General features: G+C 37.7%; 13 protein-coding genes, 1 pseudogene and 1 other annotated feature. Of the genes and pseudogenes, 6 read left to right on the top strand and 8 right to left on the bottom strand.

The features are described from left to right. Positions 1-2: 2 nt before the first annotated feature. Entirely contained in the window at positions 3-956 is a 954-nt protein-coding gene (locus ACZ41W_RS05730; protein ID WP_464313927.1) for a LysR family transcriptional regulator, read from the top strand. On the opposite strand, the gene ACZ41W_RS05735 is transcribed toward ACZ41W_RS05730, so the two are convergent. From ACZ41W_RS05735 to ACZ41W_RS05755, 5 genes are all read right to left on the bottom strand, one after another. Beyond that, entirely contained in the window at positions 911-2,260 is a 1,350-nt protein-coding gene (locus ACZ41W_RS05735; RefSeq protein ID WP_464313928.1) for a sensor histidine kinase, read from the bottom strand. The genes ACZ41W_RS05730 and ACZ41W_RS05735 overlap by 46 nt on opposite strands. Then, the gene (locus tag ACZ41W_RS05740) at positions 2,253-2,927 is read right to left on the bottom strand and encodes a response regulator transcription factor (protein ID WP_464313929.1); all 675 of its coding nucleotides are present in this window, start codon (positions 2,925-2,927) and stop codon (positions 2,253-2,255) included. The genes ACZ41W_RS05735 and ACZ41W_RS05740 overlap by 8 nt, the downstream gene beginning before the upstream one ends. A 46-nt stretch (positions 2,928-2,973) precedes the next feature. Next, on the bottom strand, positions 2,974-3,531 hold the full coding sequence (locus ACZ41W_RS05745) for a hypothetical protein (protein ID WP_464313930.1): 558 nt from the start codon (positions 3,529-3,531) through the stop codon (positions 2,974-2,976). Between the two features lie 155 nt (positions 3,532-3,686). Then, positions 3,687-4,316 carry a flavodoxin family protein gene (locus tag ACZ41W_RS05750; protein WP_464313931.1) on the bottom strand — a complete coding sequence of 210 codons (630 nt, stop codon included), beginning with the start codon at positions 4,314-4,316 and terminating at the stop codon, positions 3,687-3,689. 11 nt (positions 4,317-4,327) lie between these two features. Further along, positions 4,328-4,828 (bottom strand): nitroreductase family protein, encoded by a 501-nt coding sequence (locus ACZ41W_RS05755; RefSeq protein WP_464313932.1) that lies wholly within the window; start codon positions 4,826-4,828, stop codon positions 4,328-4,330. Positions 4,829-5,131: 303 nt separating this feature from the next. Here ACZ41W_RS05755 and ACZ41W_RS05760 point away from each other — a divergent pair. The 3 genes and pseudogenes from ACZ41W_RS05760 to ACZ41W_RS05770 all read left to right on the top strand — a co-directional run bounded on the left by ACZ41W_RS05760 (position 5,132) and on the right by ACZ41W_RS05770 (position 8,529). Further along, positions 5,132-5,479, top strand: a pseudogene (locus tag ACZ41W_RS05760) (winged helix-turn-helix transcriptional regulator). 20 nt (positions 5,480-5,499) lie between these two features. Further along, on the top strand, positions 5,500-6,447 hold the full coding sequence (locus ACZ41W_RS05765; RefSeq protein ID WP_464313933.1) for an amidohydrolase family protein: 948 nt from the start codon (positions 5,500-5,502) through the stop codon (positions 6,445-6,447). A 231-nt stretch (positions 6,448-6,678) separates the two neighbouring features. Continuing rightward, a complete protein-coding gene (locus ACZ41W_RS05770) occupies positions 6,679-8,529 on the top strand; it encodes a methyl-accepting chemotaxis protein (RefSeq protein ID WP_464313934.1) in 1,851 nt (616 codons plus the stop codon). Positions 8,530-8,651: 122 nt separating this feature from the next. Here the strand turns inward: ACZ41W_RS05770 and ACZ41W_RS05775 are convergent, their stop codons facing one another. The 3 genes from ACZ41W_RS05775 to ACZ41W_RS05785 all read right to left on the bottom strand — a co-directional run bounded on the left by ACZ41W_RS05775 (position 8,652) and on the right by ACZ41W_RS05785 (position 10,673). After that, the gene (locus ACZ41W_RS05775; RefSeq protein ID WP_464313935.1) at positions 8,652-9,344 is read right to left on the bottom strand and encodes a CatA-like O-acetyltransferase; all 693 of its coding nucleotides are present in this window, start codon (positions 9,342-9,344) and stop codon (positions 8,652-8,654) included. A 104-nt stretch (positions 9,345-9,448) separates the two neighbouring features. Next, positions 9,449-9,913, bottom strand: coding sequence for a flavodoxin family protein (locus tag ACZ41W_RS05780; protein WP_464313936.1), 465 nt, complete (start codon positions 9,911-9,913; stop codon positions 9,449-9,451). Positions 9,914-10,070: 157 nt separating this feature from the next. Beyond that, positions 10,071-10,673, bottom strand: coding sequence for a DNA-3-methyladenine glycosylase family protein (locus ACZ41W_RS05785; RefSeq protein ID WP_464313937.1), 603 nt, complete (start codon positions 10,671-10,673; stop codon positions 10,071-10,073). Positions 10,674-10,879: 206 nt separating this feature from the next. Continuing rightward, positions 10,880-11,121 (top strand) — a binding site (T-box leader). A gap of 60 nt (positions 11,122-11,181) precedes the next feature. Between ACZ41W_RS05785 and ACZ41W_RS05790 the strand changes: the two genes are divergently transcribed. Both ACZ41W_RS05790 and ACZ41W_RS05795 read left to right on the top strand, forming a co-directional pair. Next, the gene (locus tag ACZ41W_RS05790) at positions 11,182-12,462 is read left to right on the top strand and encodes an O-acetylhomoserine aminocarboxypropyltransferase/cysteine synthase family protein (protein WP_464313938.1); all 1,281 of its coding nucleotides are present in this window, start codon (positions 11,182-11,184) and stop codon (positions 12,460-12,462) included. After that, the gene (locus ACZ41W_RS05795) at positions 12,462-14,201 is read left to right on the top strand and encodes a homoserine O-acetyltransferase/O-succinyltransferase family protein (RefSeq protein ID WP_464313939.1); all 1,740 of its coding nucleotides are present in this window, start codon (positions 12,462-12,464) and stop codon (positions 14,199-14,201) included. Before ACZ41W_RS05790 ends, ACZ41W_RS05795 begins: the two co-directional genes overlap by 1 nt.

Here is a 14,201-nt window from a genome sequence, read left to right on the forward strand (position 1 = left end):
TAATGAAACTAGAATACATCCAATATATTTTAGAAATATACAGAACGAAATCCATCAACAAGGCGTCAGAAAGCTTGTTACTTTCACAACCTTATTTAAGTAAATGTTTGAAGGAAACAGAAAAGCAGCTTGGCGTTGAGCTTGTAAGGCGACATGCTAAAGGCGTAGATTTTACCCCTATTGGAGAAAAATTTATTGAATATGCTCTGACCATCGAAACTTTCACAAAAAAAATCGAGTCACTTAAACTCGATTATACTCAAACAAAAGATCTGCAGATCAGTTGCTTTCACTCATTTAATTTAATAGAACTGATTCATGCAATTGATGAACGTCACATTGTGCCAAATTGCCATCTCAGATGTTTTGAAACTCAAAATGCCAATGTATTTGAAAAAGTAAAATCTCATGAATCTGATCTTGGAATTATTTATCTAGACACAAGTAATATGAGTGCGTATTTTGAACTGTTTAAGAAATATCAATTGGATTTTATCCCTTTACAAACAGATTATCTATACGCCATTATGAGTTCTCAGCACCCACTACATGAAGCGCTTAGTTTGACAAAAGAAGCTATACTTCCTTACAAACTCCTCATTGAACAACATAAGTTAAATTTTATGAAAGAAAATAATGACCAACATCCTCTCAACACATACTTCAAAGCATTTAAGAAAGAAACGGTTCTTTTTGACCATCACTCGAGCTTTTTGTACTTTCTCAGTAAAAATCCAGCGGCATTTTCTATTGGTCAAAAGAACTTTAATACCTCTAATCCGTTGATTATACACGGCTCATTAACTTACATTCCCATTGTGGATACACCGTTTCAACTCACCACTGGATTTTTGTATCGATCATCCAATCATCTCATCAAAGAAATTGAAATGTTCATCTATGAAATGACTCAAACTTTCAACATGATGGTCACTTCGGCGCCACCTCTTGATTGATTGCTGATCTTTAGTGTGCCTCCATGCGCTTCAACAATTGCTTTTGTGATGGTAAGTCCAAGCCCCGTACCACCTTTATTTCCTTTGTAGAACCGCTCACTTGCATGGAGTAGATCTTCCTCAGAAAAACCATCTCCATCATCGCTGACAGTGATACTGAGTAATTGCCCTTTTACCACCGACACCAAAATTTCATGATGTGCATAGCGAACGGCATTTCCTAGTAAATTGATAATTGCTCTAAGAATTTTTTCGCCATCTACGAGTATGGTCTCTTCCATAGATTCTTCTAATTCCAATACGAGATTGATTTTTTTCTCATTTGCAATCGGTTTTATCGCCTTTACCGCAGAATTCAGTAAATCATCCACCGCTACAAAGCTTTTTTTCAATGTGACATGTTGATTGTCCAACTTACTGAGATATAATACCTCATCGATGGTTTTCTTAAGTCGTTTACTTTCTGAGATAATCACTTCAAGAGCTTCATTTGCCTCGTCTCCTATTAAAACGCCATCTAAAATCCCCTCTGCATACCCTTGAATGGACATAATCGGTGTTTTTAGTTCATGCGATGTATTTTGAAGTAGACTTTTTTGTAATTGATCGTATTGTTCAATTTTCTCCACCATTGCGATATAATTTCGAGAGAGTGCTTCAATCTCATCTCCAGACTCTATAACAGCAATCATGTTCTTTCGATTTGGATCATAAGATTTCATCGATTGTTCAAGCTTTTTAATGGGATACATAATTCTCTTTTCAAATACGACTGCTAAGACGCACGAAATAGCGCCTGCAATGAGTAAACTTAATAAGAGTGCTCGGCGCATCATTTGATTTAAAGGTTTAAAATCTTTCATCTTAGTAAACAAAGTCACTTGAAACCTTCGCTGATCCTCTAAAGTAAACTCCGTTGAGTAAACAATATTTGTCTCATCTAGTAATCCATTCTTATAAAGCGATACGTATTCAAGTTTTTCTTCTGCCTCGAGGTTTGTAAAGACAATCTTTTGATTATTGGCTGGATTTGTCACAATTAAATGAGATTCAATGAGGCTTCCTGCAACCCTTAAATTCTTTCTTAGCGTCAGATTGTCCGCTAACGCTTGCTCGTTATTCTTTAAGGTTTTTTGCACTAAGCTGCCAATTTTACTCGCTTCGTCTTCTAATTGCTTTTTCACTTCTGATGTGACATAAGCTCGACTGATAAAAGAAAATAGGAAACCAGTTATCAGAAAAATAAGTGCAATGAGCACTCCATAAGATAATAGCAGTTTTTTACCAATTCCTTTTTTAGTCATCAATCCGATACCCATAGCCCCATACCGTTGTAATTTCAGTCTCTGATCCGGCTTCCTTCATTTTTTTCCTAAGCCTTTTAACCACATCGTCTACCAATCGACACTCGCTTTCTGCATCAAATCCCCAAACCCGTTCCATGAGCTGTTCTCTTGTAAAAGGCATTTTGGGATTTTTCGAAAGAATTTCAAGCACATCGTATTCTTTTGTGGTCAACTTAAGTTCTGATGGGCCGATATATGCACGTCTCAGCTGTGTCATTAACCTGAGTTGTCCCACTTTGATTTCTGTGACTTCTTGAACGTTTGATCCGATTCTTCTTAAGATGTTCTTTATTCTAACGACCAATTCTCTTGGACTAAAAGGCTTTGATAAATAATCATCTGCGCCGAGTTCTAGTCCAATGATGCGATCCACTTCCTCATCTCTCGCTGAAACAAAAAGAATCGGGAGGTCATAATGAAGACGAATCTTTTGGCATAGTTCTAATCCAGATATTCCGTCCATCATAATATCGAGTACAATTAAATCTGGCTTAAGATGAACAATTTCATCAAAGACTTGATTGCCATTTGAAAACAAAGTGACTTTATAGCCCTCTTTTTCAAGGTATTTCTTAATCAACTCTCGAATATTATGTTCATCGTCTACGACAAAGATATGCTTCATAATGCCCTCCCATTTTTAAAGCTAATTCCAGTATTTACTTCACTGTTTATTCCATTGCTAACTTCGCATAATCAAATTGAATATGTGTGAGTAAAGTCGAATAGATTGCATTTAATGTTTCAGTGATGAGTGCAGTATCTTCTGCTTCAATTGCTGTTTTAAGTGTCTGCATCATCGCTTTATTCACTTCTGGAGACAAGTTAAAGCTTGCTTTCAACGCTTGAATTTCTGCTTTTACGGCTTCTCTTTGAGTTTTTACCTCTGTTCGACGTGCTTCAATCATTTGTTTTGCTGTTGCTCTGTCAATTTCACCACTTCTTAACTTACTGGTAATATCGGCTAAAAAGAGTTGATGTGCTTCTAATTGACTTGTAAATCTTTCAGTTGCCTTCGCTTCAAGTTGAACATGAACACTTTGATGTTCTGCAATTGCGGCTTCAAAGTTTGGAAGTAACTCTGGGGCATAAGTTGTTACGATTTCAATGAGCTTCTCATCGCCTTTAGGTTGAGCAGCTTCTCTTTGCTTAGGCGCTTCTCCTGCAAAAGCAAGTGAACTTCCCATTAAACCAATAACAAGTACCAATGATAATAATTTTTTAAACATAAATCATTCTCCTTTCATACATAAAAGTCTGAGTGATCAAAGAAATATCTCATCGCTGATTCGTGTAGATTTCCCTTTGATTAATTTTAGTATAGAAAGAAATTATATGAGAATTTCATAATAAATGTGTAAAAAGTGTATAAAATTGCACCCTATTATCGAATGAAATTCGTATAGATTTTTGAATCTTTTTCAGGTGCTGGAATGTTTTCTTTTCCTTCTTTTACAAGTTTCAAAAGCCACGCCATGTTTTTGCCGAGTACACTCATGATTTGTACACCTTCAGGATCTTCTAACACTTCACCCGGTTTTGTTCCGTGGATAACATTCCAATAATGTGTACTAGGAACGAGCATTTCAGCATAGTTGATAAAATGATTGAGTTGATCTATTGTTGTAACGCCACCAGATCGCCTAACCGCAACAACAGGAGCTGCTACCTTATGTCTTAACGCGCCTTTACTTGCCACGTAAAAAAGTCGATCCATAAAAGATTTCATCGTTCCAGGGATTCCAGCGTAATGGACAGGTGCGCCAAAAAGAACACCATCAGCTTCTCTCACTTTTTCAATGCTGCTGTTCACGAGATCATCTCCAAACACACACATCTCTTTTGGATTTTTCGCACAGCTATTACAACCGATACAGCCCCTGATGACTTGATTTCCTACATGAACGATTTCTACTTCGATGCCTTCTCGTTCTAATTCATTTGCGACAATTCGAAGTGCGTGATACGTATTGCCTTCTTTTTTAGGACTTCCATTAAATGCAATTACTTTCATAAAGTCTCCTTCTACCAACGATTTAAATGAATGCGTTCTGGATTAAAACGATTGACTGGTTCTCTTACCTCATCTGGATATCCAATTGGAACAATACAAAGTGGCGTAACGGATGTCGGCAAGTTTAATATTGTTTTGATCGCTTCAACACGTACGGAATCTGGATAAACGCCTAACCATACTGCACCAAGTCCGTTTTCTTCTGCACTCAACAATATATTTTCAGTAGCTGCGGAACAATCTTGTACCCAAAAACCGCTAAAGACTTCTTTGGACGCATCTCCACAAACGACAATTGCAACATTTGCTTGTAAAAGCATCTTGGAATATGGATGCACTTCTGTGATTGCCTTCATAACTTCGTGATCTCTTAAGACGATAAATTCCCAAGGTTGTTGATTTCCAGCAGATGGTGCGCTCATTGCAGCTCTTAAAATCGTGTTGACCATCTCTTCACTAACTGGGGTCTCTTTGTACTTACGGATACTTTTTCTACTTGTTAATACACTCATTATATACTCTCCTATCGTTTGATTTTAGTCATAATCATGTTATAATTGTATAGAATCAGTTTAAATTTCGCAATTACGCACTTTAAAGTAATGTAGGGTTAAAAATACGCTATACAGAATTACAAGATACTTAGTATCTATTAGCATACTTTGTATTTTAAATGTTACTACGAATCTAAAATTGTACCTAGAATCTAAAAACACTTTCTTGTTCTCAAATTATAAGGTTTAATTATCACACACTTGAATTCACCTACTTACGAATTCGTCTATTTACGAATTCATCTATTTGATGGAGGCACTATGGAATCTTGTCCTATTCTCGAAATGAATCACAAGCAATACACTTGTACATTTGAAATCACCATGGATCTCATTGGTGGCAAGTGGAAACCTCTGATTATCTGACATCTAGGTTCAAAAGGAACTCAAAGATTCAATGAAATCAAAAAAATCATGCCTCGAATCACTCAAAAAATGCTGACACAGCAGTTACGTGAACTTGAATCTGATGGTTTGGTTTCAAGAAAAGTATACGCAGAAGTTCCTCCAAAAGTCGAATACACGTTAACCAGTCTCGGAGAAAGCCTCATGCCGATCCTCAGTCAAATGTGTAAATGGGGACAAGAATACTATCAAAACAGAAAATAAGTAAAATATCAGGAGTACATATGCATTCAGAACAGTTCAAACAAGCCCTCATGAACAAAGACCTTCAAGCTCTCAAACGCATCCCCAAAGCGGATTTACACAATCATTCTGGTTTGGGCATGCGCTTTGAAACCTTTAAAGCTTATTGCCAATCCGACATACCTTATCCTCCTTCCAAAATGAATGGAATTGAAGGCATGGATGACTATATGTCCAAAGTTACTGCACCTTATGTCAATGATCGGTATGGTTTTGAATTTCTGCTAAAAGCTACAATAGAAGCCGCCATTGAAGATGGCGTCACTTTACTTGAAACCAGTATTGATTGTGGTTGGCTCATGGATTATGATTTTGATATCCATGAATTTACAAATTATATTCAAAATTGTGTGATTCAGTATGGACCGATGATTGATTTCAGACCAGAAATAGGTGTCTTTAAAGGCATTTCAGAAAATGCAGCAGAAAAAATGCTGCTTCCTTGTATTGAAAGTTCCGTTTTTAAGTCCATTGATTTTTATGGTAGTGAGAACTGGTTTCAACCTGAGTTAACAAAAAAATATATGACGCTCGCTAAACTTCGGGGACTAAAAACAAAGATTCACATCGGTGAATTTTCAGATGCTGCTTCTATCGACTATGTCCTGAACTTGCTTAATCCAGATGAACTTCAACACGGCATTACTGCAAATGAAAATGAAGAACTCATGAAACGTTTGAAGCATCAGGGAACGCGACTGAACATCTGCCCAAGTTCAAATGTCGTACTTGGTGCCGTTCCTTCCATTCAAGAACATCCCATCCGACAACTTTTTGATTTTGGACTAAACGTAACGGTCAACACAGACGATTTACTTTTCTTTCATCGGACTGTTTCAGAAGAATTTTTATTTCTTTATGAATCAGGGGTATTTACACCAGATGAACTGGATATCATTCGACTTAACGCTTTAAATTCAAATAAATAAACGTAGACTGTTGTGCTCAAACTAACCGCGAATCGATTCATATTCGCGGTTTTTTTCGCGCTTAATTGACGCCGAAACCGTTTTTGTTGTTCTCTATAACTAATGTTTTCATATTTTCTTCATCTCACTGATTAAAACGGCCTATTTAGGATATCTATCTCATGTATATCTGTGGAAATTGCATGAATTAAGCGATGCAGTTTTCTAAACTAAAAAAACTATGGAGGTTATATGAAATTATTACAGAAATTATTAATTGGCATTTTAATTCTGCTCGTATTATCAAGTTCTGCTATCGGTTTATTTTCATATTTAAAAGCATCCTCCAGTACCAATGGTCTTATGATGTCTAAAGTCGATGATCAGTTGAGTTTAAGAAGCGAACTCATTCAAGAAAAAATTAACAGCACCACTCGAATGATTCAGTTGATTGGTCAAGATGCACGAATTAAAGAAGGCCTAAAAGCCCTATCCATGGATCCGGCTCTAGATCTTCTATTCACAGACATTGCAAAAGAAAATGAAGACCTCATCAGTTTAATCTCAGTAGCAGATGCAAATGGAATCGTCGTATCAGTAGATGAAAAAAATACCGGTGTTAAAGGTGCAGACTTAAGCCAACGCGCTTATCTCAAGGATGCAATAGCTACAAAAAAAGTCGTTATCAGCGATTTAATTATTTCCAAGGCATCAGGGCAAAAAGTTATGGCAATTTGCGATCCACTATACGATGGCGACCAATATCTCGGTTCAATTATCGCAACGATTGATTTTGCTATGGTAGAGTCTGTAATTTCTGAAACAAAAATTGCTGAAAATGGATATGCGTATTTAATCGATGCAACTGGCGATAATGCGGGGGTTATCGTTTCTCATCCAAATCAAACTTTTGTTGAAGAAGCGAAAACGATGTTTGATTTTGGCGTAGAAGAAATTGACAAGATCGCAAATCAAATGATTCAAGATGAGGAAGGTAGCGGCTATTATACCTATGACGGTGATGAAAAATTTGTCAAATTTAAAAGAATAGAAAACTGGACTTTAATTATTACTGCAAACAAAGCAGATTTGCAAGCAACTTCTATCACCATTCGAAATGTGACGCTAATTGTATTACTTATCAGTATTCTTATTTCTGCATTTGTCGGTTACATATTGATCAAGCGTTGGATTGTTCGACCAATCCAAGTCATTGAACAAGCAATGGAAAAAGCGGGAAATGGAGATTTAGATGTTTATGTAGACAATCAGTCCAAAGATGAAATTGGTAGCTTATCTCGATCCTTTATGAAGATGATTGACAGTATTCAAAGTGTTCTGACCATCATCAATTCCGCTTCTAATCAGGTTCATGAAAATGCCAGCCAAGTATCCGATTCAAGTATGTCACTCGCTCAAGGCGCAACTGAACAAGCTAGCGCTGTTGAAGAGTTAAGTTCCACCATTGATGAGATCACCAATAAAGCGCGTCAAAGTGCGACTAATGCTAAAAATGCACAAGCAATCGTGGATTTATCCATGGGGCATGCTGAAGAAGGCAACAAAAAAATGGTGGATATGCTAGAAGCGATGAATACAATCAATGTTTCATCGGATAAAATTTCGAAAATTATCAAAGTCATTGATGATATTGCGTTCCAAACCAATATACTCGCTCTTAATGCAGCCGTTGAAGCTGCAAGAGCTGGACAACACGGTAAAGGGTTTGCCGTTGTAGCAGAAGAAGTTAGAAACCTTGCTGCACGCTCGGCAGATGCTGCAAAAGAAACCACTTCCTTAATTGAGGACTCTGTGTCAAATGTCAGAAAAGGAACCGCTATTGCAGATGAAACTGCAGTTGCACTCAAAGAAATTGTTGAAAACATCACCAAAACAGCGGATTTAATGATCCGAATTGCAGAGGCTTCAGAAGAGCAAGCAATTAGTGTTGAACAAATTCATCTCGGCATCAATCAAATATCCGATGTCGTTCAAACCACAAGTGCAACAGCTGAAGAAAGTGCCGCTGCAAGTGAAGAACTCTCTAGTCAAGCCGAAATGCTCAAACAGGAAGTTCGTCGCTTCAATTTAAAACGTCGTTAATTCACTATATTGTTCTCTTGTGATATTCCAAATTAGTAGATATGAAAGCAAGTACTAGAAACTTTTTATCATAAAAAAATCGGCTTAATTAGGTATGAATGACCTATTAAGCCGATTTTTATTTATTTGGATATTTCATCTATACAGACTTTCATTTTTAGCTTGAGTTTTTCATAAAAATCCGCTATATGTTGACCATCTACAAGTGCATGGTGACACAATATGGTCAATGGCATTAAAAGTTCTGTTCCAACTTGCTTATACCGTCCCCATGTTATTCTAGGATTGCTATCTGCAGGTATTGGAACAGGTTGAATTAAAGATGTATAAGAAAACCACGGTAGTGAAGAAATAAAAAACAAAGATTGAATCTCATTTTCATCTTCATGAATCGTTCCGTGTTGCTTTGCCAATTCATGAAGTGGTTTTGATTGCTTTATAAACTCATCAAATGTCATATCGCTCGACAGTGTGCAATATGAGTATGTGCCATCTTCCTTTGCAACAGTATGGGATGTACAACACCTCTTATATTCAATAATGCCTTCGCCAACAATTCTTTGTCTCAATACAGGAACCTCATTCGCAGCTTGCGAAACGCACCATAAAAACGACAGAAAAAACGGAATCTCTTTACGGCGAATCTCGTTAACAAACTCACTAACATCCACCTCTAAAGTAACGCCGACATATGGATATGCAAGTGTTTTAAAATAATCAAAATGTGCTTTTCTTTTATACGCATTCATGTCAATGATGTCATATTCAGATGACGCTCTTATGGCATCTTTCTCACTATGAATATTTGCAGGCATGGTTGAATCCTTTCATATACTTGATCTTATATTTGAGTTTATACTTGATCTTATACTCGTTCTTATGTCTGTTTTTGAAGTCCTCGTATGTTCACTTATCGTGATTATAAATTGGACACAAACGTTTCAACGGCAGTAACGACTGCTTCAATCTGGGCATCTCTTTGATCACTCGACCAGTGAATGTCCATCTTGCCTTGCGCTTTTCCACCTTTCAGTTGGCACAATTGGTTCATTTTTTTGAGAGCTCCGTTGCCACCTAACCATGCTTTTTTAAAGTGTTGTGTGACAAAAATGAACACTTTTTTGTTTTCAAGTGATTCCATTTGTTGAAGATACGTTTTCATCGCAGGTGCTAATCCAAACGCTTGCACAGGCGCACCCAGAATCACCACATCATACTGCTGTAAATTGGGCGAATACACCAACTTAGTTGGGGCTTTTTCATTTTCAACTTGAATTTTTTCAACGGTAACCTCGTGATTCTTATTTTTCAGTCGATTTTCAAGTCTTTCAGATACGAGTAATGTGTTACCAGTTTGTGAATACACAATAATACCAATTTTCATCGCGATCCTCCTCAGTCAGAACCTATGACTTTATTTTTATTTTATATGACCATTTAGTGTTATTACGACTATTTTACATTATTACGACTTTTTATCGATGCTGTTATAACTATCTATTCGTATTGTTATAACTATCTATTCGTATTGTGATAACGATCTATTCTACTGCCATCGCCCAAAGATACAGCGATGCCACTGTTCCATATGGTGAGTATTGCCTGCGATACTGCTCAAAAGTTTCTTTTGAAAGTTTCTCCAAACCATATAATCTCATCATCCCTCTGCAAATGGCTAAATCTTTAAAGCTCACCACATCTGGACGCGTAAAAGTAAAAATAAGCATCATTTCCGCCGTCCAAGCGCCCACTCCTTTAATCTGAATAAGCTTTTGAATGATTTCTTCATCTGACAGAAGGTGTAGCGTTTCAAAATTGACTTCACCTGATAGAGATACTCTTGCAGCATCTTTGATATAACTCACTTTTCGATGAGACATTCCACATTTTTGGATGTCTTCATCTGGACAGTTCATGATATTTTGAGCGTTTACCGGTCCTATCAAGTTACAAAACTTATTCCAAACTGTGATGGCTGCTTTTGTTGAAATCTGCTGGCTTACAATACTCTGTATTAAAGCTGGAAAAGGTTCTGGGAAAATTTCACGCTGAATCCATCCAATTCGATCGATTGCTTGCCCCAATATTAAATCTTGGCGCTTTAACGCTTCAATTTCTTTCATTCCATACTCAAAAAATGGCATAAACACGCTCCTTTCTCACGCACTCTATATGCTCTATTATACACCAATTCCATCCAGAAAAATGATAATGTTCACTTAGAAAATGACATCATTCATCACAATAAGATTCTGAATACGATAAAATTTTTTTCAAAATAGGATTGACAGAATTTTTAAACAATGCTAACATACGAACATAAATTAAAATTCTTCAAACAAAATTCATATTTAAACTTTATAGGAAGAAGAGTAATTTCTAGACACTTTTCAGAGAGCCTTCGGTTGGTGCGAGAAGGTAAGGATACGGAGATGAACATGGTCTTTCTCTAGGACTGGTCGAGGCGATGATTAGATCAGTACGGTGGTGCCCGTTATAGCGCTAGAGTATGATTGTACTCGAAGAGGTTATTGTTGTGAGGCAATAATGAATTAAGGTGGTAACACGGAGCATAGAGCTTTCGTCCTTTTATAGGACGAGAGCTTTTTTTATTGCAAAAAATGAGCACCATTACATGTCAAGGAGGTCAATATGAAACATTTATCGATTGAAACACAATGCGTTCAAGCAGGATACGCTCCTAAAAATGGCGAACCTCGCATTGCACCACTTTATCAATCCACAACTTATAAGTACGACACCGCTGATGATGTGGGAAATCTCTTTGCCCTCTCAGCCGAAGGGCATCTTTACTCTCGAATCTCAAATCCCTCGCTGAGTGTTTTTGAAGAAAAAGTAGCATCTCTTGAAGGTGGAATCGGTGCTGTAACCACAGCTTCAGGGCAATCCGCAACGCTACTCGCCATCTTGACACTCTGTAAATCTGGTGATCATATTGTGGCCTTTAAGAATTTATACGGCGGGACTTTTGTGCTCATACAATCGAGATGCAAGGACTTTGGAATCGATGTCACTTTTGTGGATATTACCGATTCAGATGAAGAAATTGAACGCGCTTTCCGTCCAAACACCAAACTATTATTTGGCGAAGTGCTTAGCAATCCAAGTTTAAAAGTATTAGATATTGAACGTTTTTCAACCCTTGCTCATCGCAATCATGTACCGTTATTTGTCGATAATACCTTCCCTACTCCGTATTTATGCCAACCCTTTCAACATGGTGCAGATGTGATTATTCATTCAAGTTCAAAGTACCTTGACGGACATGCAACGAGTTTGGGCGGTATTGTTGTAGATTCGGGCACATTTCCTTGGGAAAATGGTCGATTTCCATCATTATCCGAACCAGACCCCAACTACCATGATTTAATTTTTACAAAACCGTTTGGTGCAGCTGCGTTTTTGACCAAACTCAGAGCCGTCTATTTAAGGGATATTGGAGCGACGATGAGCCCTTTCAATGCATTTTTAACCAACCTCGGATGCGAAACACTTGCTCTTAGAATGGACCGTCACTGCTCGAATGCACTTGAAATTGCACGCTTTTTAGAAGCTCATCCACAAATTGAATGGGTTGATTATCCGCATTTACCTCAAAACAGTCAATTTGAACTGGCTCAGAAATATCTCCCACGAGGTGGAAGCGGTGTGATTTCATTTGGTATTCGAGGCGGCTATGAAGAAAGTAAACGTTTTATCGATGGCCTGAAGCTCATTACACTTGCCGTTCATGTGGCAGATGTGCGTTCGCATATCCTACATCCAGCGAGCATGACGCATCGCCAACTGACAAAAGAAGCTCAGCTTGCAGCGGGTGTGAGAGAAAACACCGTGCGATTATCTGTCGGAATTGAATCGAGCAATGATCTCATTGAAGATTTGAGTCAAGCGTTTGAAAGGAGTGATACCTAATGCCAGTTGTAATCGATGATTATCTACCTGCGAAAACGGCATTACTTAAAGAGTCTATCTATACCATTAGTAAAAGTCGCGCAAAAACCCAAGATATTCGCCCCATTCGCATCGCAATACTCAATTTGATGCCGAATAAAGACGAAACGGAAAAGCAACTCCTTCGCGCTCTATCCAATACGCCGATTCAGATTCATGTGGATTTTATCAGAATGAGCCAGTACGAATCTAAACATACAGATCGAGAACATCTGGAGCTGTTTTATCAGCGATTTTCTGAGATCAAACACCTTAAGTACGATGGCATGATTATCACAGGGGCTCCTGTTGAACAACTAGAGTTTGAGGAGGTTCACTACTGGGAAGAACTCCAAGAAATATTTGAATACGCCCGTACAAATGTCTACTCGTCATTATTTATCTGTTGGGCAGCTCAAGCAGCACTATATCACTACTATGGTATTCAAAAAAACGCGAGTCAAAAGAAAATTTTCGGAGTCTATGAATACGACATTTTACAACACACGCCTCTCACCCGTGGACTAGATGATTCATTTTACTCACCACAATCACGCTACACGTATACGCTTTCAGAAGATATTAAGCATACACCTGACTTGATGGTCATCAGTTCGCGAGAAGATACTGGCGTCTGTTTGGCCTCAAGTCTCGACCATCGTTTGATTTTTATGTCCGGTCACAATGAATACGATAAAGATAGCTTGTATAAAGAATATCTGAGGGATTTGGATAAAGGACTTTCCATAGATCCACCAGTCAATTATTTTATGGGGGAACCTTTAGAATCAAACATTCATATGAAATGGCGCGCTCACAGCAGTTTGTTGTTTTCCAACTGGATTAACTACTGCATTTATGAATCTACACCTTATGAACTTGAAGCGATTGCCGCTAAAAAAGTTGTGAAATTTGGTGGAACGTCCTTATGCGATAGCGACCAATATCAAAAAGTTAAGGACATTATTACCAGCGAAGAGAACCGAAGTGTTGTTGTCGTCTCAGCTCCTGGAAAGCGATTCCCCGGAGACATAAAAGTAACGGATCTATTGATTGCTTACTTTGAATGTTCGGATTTTAATGAAAAAGAAAATATTCTGTCCATCATCAGAGCGCGATACTTGAAAATCGTTCGAAACTTATCTTTGAATCCACATGTCATTGAAGATATTGATATCACCATGGAATCCATCGAAACTTCTCGAGATTTGGATTTCGTTCTAAGCCGAGGAGAATATTTATCTGCCAAACTCATGGCCTGTTATTTAGGCTATACATTTTTAGATGCTTCCAACTTGATTTACTTTCAGGAAGATGGTTCCGTCGATGTGGATAAAACGAACCTAAGTATCTGCAAAACCATTGGACAGGATATGAAAGTAGTCATTCCTGGATTCTATGGAACTGATATACACGGAAAAATCAAGACGTTTAAACGAGGAGGATCCGATATTACGGGGTCCATTATCGCAGGTGCACTGCAAGCCTTAGTATACGAAAATTGGACTGACGTCGATGGTTTAATGGATAAAGATCCAAGAAAGCACTCGGATGCGACACTTATTGAACGATTGAGTTACGATGAGTTCATTCGAATTAGTGAAATTGGAGACCAAGTGTATCATATAGATGCAATTCGTCCAATTATGACAAATAAAATCCCCCTGAATATCCGAAATACCAATGCGCCTGATAAAAAAGGGACCTTTGTTGCAAGATAA

Source organism: Fusibacter fontis, assembly GCF_055378735.1.

What these genes read in the sequence shown, in the direction of transcription:
- ACZ41W_RS05770 (WP_464313934.1), top strand. Translation starts at nt 6,679, where the DNA reads ATGAAATTATTACAGAAATTATTAATTGGCATTTTAATTCTGCTCGTA.
- ACZ41W_RS05735 (WP_464313928.1), bottom strand. Translation starts at nt 2,260, where the DNA reads ATGACTAAAAAAGGAATTGGTAAAAAACTGCTATTATCTTATGGAGTG.
- ACZ41W_RS05750 (WP_464313931.1), bottom strand. Translation starts at nt 4,316, where the DNA reads ATGAAAGTAATTGCATTTAATGGAAGTCCTAAAAAAGAAGGCAATACG.
- ACZ41W_RS05745 (WP_464313930.1), bottom strand. Translation starts at nt 3,531, where the DNA reads ATGTTTAAAAAATTATTATCATTGGTACTTGTTATTGGTTTAATGGGA.
- ACZ41W_RS05730 (WP_464313927.1), top strand. Translation starts at nt 3, where the DNA reads ATGAAACTAGAATACATCCAATATATTTTAGAAATATACAGAACGAAA.
- ACZ41W_RS05790 (WP_464313938.1), top strand. Translation starts at nt 11,182, where the DNA reads ATGAAACATTTATCGATTGAAACACAATGCGTTCAAGCAGGATACGCT.
- ACZ41W_RS05795 (WP_464313939.1), top strand. Translation starts at nt 12,462, where the DNA reads ATGCCAGTTGTAATCGATGATTATCTACCTGCGAAAACGGCATTACTT.
- ACZ41W_RS05740 (WP_464313929.1), bottom strand. Translation starts at nt 2,927, where the DNA reads ATGAAGCATATCTTTGTCGTAGACGATGAACATAATATTCGAGAGTTG.
- ACZ41W_RS05765 (WP_464313933.1), top strand. Translation starts at nt 5,500, where the DNA reads ATGCATTCAGAACAGTTCAAACAAGCCCTCATGAACAAAGACCTTCAA.
- ACZ41W_RS05780 (WP_464313936.1), bottom strand. Translation starts at nt 9,913, where the DNA reads ATGAAAATTGGTATTATTGTGTATTCACAAACTGGTAACACATTACTC.
- ACZ41W_RS05755 (WP_464313932.1), bottom strand. Translation starts at nt 4,828, where the DNA reads ATGAGTGTATTAACAAGTAGAAAAAGTATCCGTAAGTACAAAGAGACC.
- ACZ41W_RS05775 (WP_464313935.1), bottom strand. Translation starts at nt 9,344, where the DNA reads ATGCCTGCAAATATTCATAGTGAGAAAGATGCCATAAGAGCGTCATCT.
- ACZ41W_RS05785 (WP_464313937.1), bottom strand. Translation starts at nt 10,673, where the DNA reads ATGCCATTTTTTGAGTATGGAATGAAAGAAATTGAAGCGTTAAAGCGC.